We start from the raw sequence: 3,850 nt of genomic DNA, 5'->3' as shown, positions 1-3,850 counted from the left end.
CCATACCTTCTCTCTTCAATCTTATACTCTTTTTGTCTCATTCTTAAGTTAAACTACTATAATACAGCTACCCCCAGTTATTGATATCATGGATAACGCTCCTGAAAAATTACTAATCAACGGCAATTTTTAGGCATTATTAATAATGACTAAATGGCATAAATTATTTAAAATAATTATTTTTACATCATAGCCAAGTACCAGGAATAGTTAAATACTTCTGTCTGTTGGTGGCTAGTCCGGGTAATATAGAAAAAGTCGAAAGTGAACTGGTTTTGATGTTTATGTATAAGAGGTTGTTGGCAAGTTATAAACTTTACCATTTATCTCTCAATATATAAAAGTTACCTTTTGGGTAAGTCCTCATAAAAAAAGACAGAGATTTACCCTGTCCTGAAAATATGATATTTTAGAGTCTTAGGGGATGTTTGAAAAGTCGCTCATAGTGTATCAAATATTTTCATATCCCTTTAAATCCCTCAAATAAAGGGGGACTTAGACTTTAATTCCCTTGTTAAGGGGGGTCAGGGGGGATCTGCAAGTATCCAAAATCACGATCCAAAACTTTCCTAACAACATTTTAGTGGTAAAACTTAGTAACGGTTGCGTTCGCCGCCGTAACCACCCCCTCCTCTGCCACCACGCTCTTCTTTGGGTTTAGCTTTGTTAACTTTCAACTGCCGTCCCAACCATTCAGCACCGTCAAGAGCAGCAATTGCGGCTTGTTCTTCTGCGTCTGATGACATTTCGACAAATGCAAAACCTCTAACACGACCAGTTTCTCTGTCTGTTGGTATTTGGACTCTCTTAACAGTTCCATACTCTTGAAAAACCTCTTTCAGGGCGTCTTCCGTAACCTGATAGGATAAATTACCGGCATAAATTGACATTGAATAGCTCCAGAAATCAAAAATCGCAGTTTGCACTACTAATTAAATATATAATACCCGTGATTAAGATTTATTTCCAAGTTGAAATTACTAATTTTTATTATAAATTGGTTGTTAAACAAAAGATTCCCCCATTCTTCAAGAATTTGGGAATCTTGGTTGAGCAAAAATCCTACAATTTTACATCGGGAGGGAGTAGGACTTTATTAATTATATGAATTACACCGTTACTGGCTTTAATGTCTGCTTTTGTTACCTTAGCGTTACCTACAGTGACTTGCCTCTTTCTGACTTGAACCTTGACTACAGCACCTTCAACTGTTTTGATCTCACCGGCTTTGATATCTTTAGAGGTAATTGCCCCAGGAACTACATGATAGGTTAATATTTTAACTAAGGTGTCTTGGTTTTCTGGTTGAAGGAGTTTTGCTAAAGTTCCTTTTGGTAAGGCTTTAAATGCTGCGTCTGTGGGCGCGAATACAGTGAGTGGTTCTTGACCTGAGAGGATTTCTACCAAACCTGCGGCTTTGATAGCTGTGACTAGGGTTTTCAAGGAACTGTTGGCGCTGGCAATTTCGACAATTGTGCCTAGTGTCTGTGTACTGGTAACAGGTGTAGTATGATTAGCAGGAGGCTGAGTGTCTGCGAAGCTAGGGGCGCTGACCAGAAGGGTGGTTGTAGCTATGGCGATACTAACTGTTTTACTGAATAGGGAATTCATGGTTTATACTCCAAAAACTGTTAAAATGCAATACTGTGGTGATTTCAACTTGACCGTCAAGACTGTAACAGAATTTAACAGGTGTCTGTTGATAACTATTCTGCCAGCATTGCTAATAGTTCCGCCTCAGTCAATTGGCTAATTCCTAAATTCTGGGCTTTCTCTAATTTAGAACCGGCATCTGCTCCTACTACTAAATAGTTTGTTTTCTTACTGATTGAATCAGTAATTTTACCGCCATATTTTTGAATTAAAGCTTTTGCTTCCTCTCTTTTTAAGGTTGGTAATGTGCCAGTAACTACAAAGATTTTGCCAGCAAATTTTTGATTAATCTCGCCCACAGCTTTGGTTTCTGGGCTGTTTGCTAGTTGTAACCCCATGGCTTGAAGACGGGAAATTAAAGTTTGATTTGCTACTGTATGAAACCATTGATACACTGATTGGGCGATTTCTGCACCGATACCATAAACGCCCGCAATATCTGATTGTCTGGCGGTTGTTAATTCGGTGACGGTGGTAAACCTTTGGGTTAATAATTGGGCGTTGACGCTACCTACATGACGAATGCCTAAACCATATAATACCCTAGACCAAGGTTGAATTTTTGATTGGGCGATCGCTTTGATCAATTTTTCCGCTGATTTTTCTCCCATGCGTTCTAATTCACATAATTGCTCTTTTGTCAATTCGTATAAATCAGCGACGGAATGTATTAAACCTTTTTCTACTAATTGATATACTAGTTTTTCTCCAACACCTTTAATATCTAAAGCGTCACGACTTACCCAATGTTCGATTTCACCTTTGAGAATGGCGGGACAGGAAGCATTTACACATCTAGTAACAGCTTCTCCAGTTTCTCTCACTACCAGTTGTCCACAGACGGGACAATGGGAAGGCATAATAAATGGTTGGGTGTCAGGGGGACGCAATTCTTTGATCACCCGGACTACTTCGGGAATGATTTCCCCGGCTTTGCGTACAATTACGGTGTCACCAATGCGAATATCTAGCTGTTCAATGCGATCGCTATTATGCAAGGTAGCACGGGAAACAGTTGTTCCCGCTAATTGTACTGGTAACATTTCCGCCAGGGGAGTTAACGCCCCGGTTCTGCCGACATTAACTGTAATTTTTTCTACACGGGTTGGAGCTTCTTCTGCGGGATATTTTAAGGCTATAGCCCAGCGGGGAAATTTCTGTGTAAACCCCAATTGTTCCTGGAGTTTAAAAGTATTTAATTTAACTACAATTCCATCGGTCATATAGGGAGAATTGAGCCGTGCTGTATCCCAATATTGGTAATATGCGGCGACTTCAGAGATAGAATCACAAAGTTTATGATTAGTATCAATGCGGAAACCCATTTTTTGTAATAATTCCAAAGCTTCCCATTGAGTATTGGCAATACTGGAATCATCTAACCCGGTAATATGTAGAGTATAGGCGAAAAAATCTAACTGTCGTTGGGCGACAATACGGGAGTCTAATTGTCTCAGCGTACCAGCTACAGCATTGCGCGGGTTAGCAAATATTTGTTCACCAGCTTTTTGTCTTTTTTCGTTAATTTCTTTAAATATCTGTAAAGGTAGAAACGCCTCTCCCCGTACTTCCACTTTGGGGATATTTTCCAAGCCGTCAAAATTCAAACGTAGGGGAATTGAGCGGATAGTTCTGACATTTTGGGTAATATCTTCACCCATTATGCCGTCTCCTCTAGTTACACCCCTGACTAAAACTCCATTTTCGTAGGTCAAGGCCAAAGCCGCACCATCAATTTTCAATTCAGATACATATTCTATTTCTCCGAAATTATATTGATTTGGTATGTGTCGCCGCCAACGTTGCTCCCAATTTTGCAATTCTTCAATATTAAAGGCATTTTCCAGACTGTACAGAGGAATATTATGGCGGACTGAGGTAAAATGGGTTGCAGGTCTTTCTCCAACACGCTGGGTAGGACTATCGGGAGTAATTAATTCTGGATTTTTCGTTTCTAATTCTTGTAATTCTCGATACAGCCGATCATAAACTGTATCTTCCATTATTGGTGCATCTAAAACATAATAAGCGTAACTAGCTTTTTGTAACAAAGATCGTAATTCTTCTATACGTTTTAATTCAGGTTGAGTTGAGATCATAAGTTTCATAATGAAAGAATTATACTCCTTTTTCGGGGGAAGAATACTGATATGAATGAACCACAAAGACGCAGAGGACAGGAAGGAAGAATCAAGTA

The 3,850-nt window shown here is 39.3% G+C and carries 3 protein-coding genes; all 3 read right to left on the bottom strand.

The window, feature by feature from the left end:
• Positions 1-593: 593 nt before the first annotated feature.
• Positions 594-890, bottom strand: coding sequence for an RNA recognition motif domain-containing protein (locus tag ACIR131C_RS0109200; protein ID WP_028089960.1), 297 nt, complete (start codon positions 888-890; stop codon positions 594-596).
• Between the two features lie 172 nt (positions 891-1,062).
• A complete protein-coding gene (locus ACIR131C_RS0109195) occupies positions 1,063-1,611 on the bottom strand; it encodes a fasciclin domain-containing protein (RefSeq protein WP_028089959.1) in 549 nt (182 codons plus the stop codon).
• 95 nt (positions 1,612-1,706) lie between these two features.
• Entirely contained in the window at positions 1,707-3,752 is a 2,046-nt protein-coding gene (ligA, locus tag ACIR131C_RS0109190) for an NAD-dependent DNA ligase LigA (protein WP_028089958.1), read from the bottom strand.
• Positions 3,753-3,850: the final 98 nt, after the last annotated feature.

Origin of the sequence: Dolichospermum circinale AWQC131C (assembly GCF_000426905.1) — a bacterium.
Classification (GTDB): Bacteria; Cyanobacteriota; Cyanobacteriia; order Cyanobacteriales; family Nostocaceae; genus Dolichospermum; species Dolichospermum circinale.
This window is presented reverse-complemented; position numbering and strand designations above follow the sequence as displayed.

Bases quoted from the DNA above. Each gene is read 5' to 3' on its own strand.
- ACIR131C_RS0109200 (WP_028089960.1), bottom strand. From the start codon at position 890: ATGTCAATTTATGCCGGTAATTTATCCTATCAGGTTACGGAAGACGCC.
- ACIR131C_RS0109195 (WP_028089959.1), bottom strand. From the start codon at position 1,611: ATGAATTCCCTATTCAGTAAAACAGTTAGTATCGCCATAGCTACAACC.
- ligA (WP_028089958.1), bottom strand. From the start codon at position 3,752: ATGATCTCAACTCAACCTGAATTAAAACGTATAGAAGAATTACGATCT.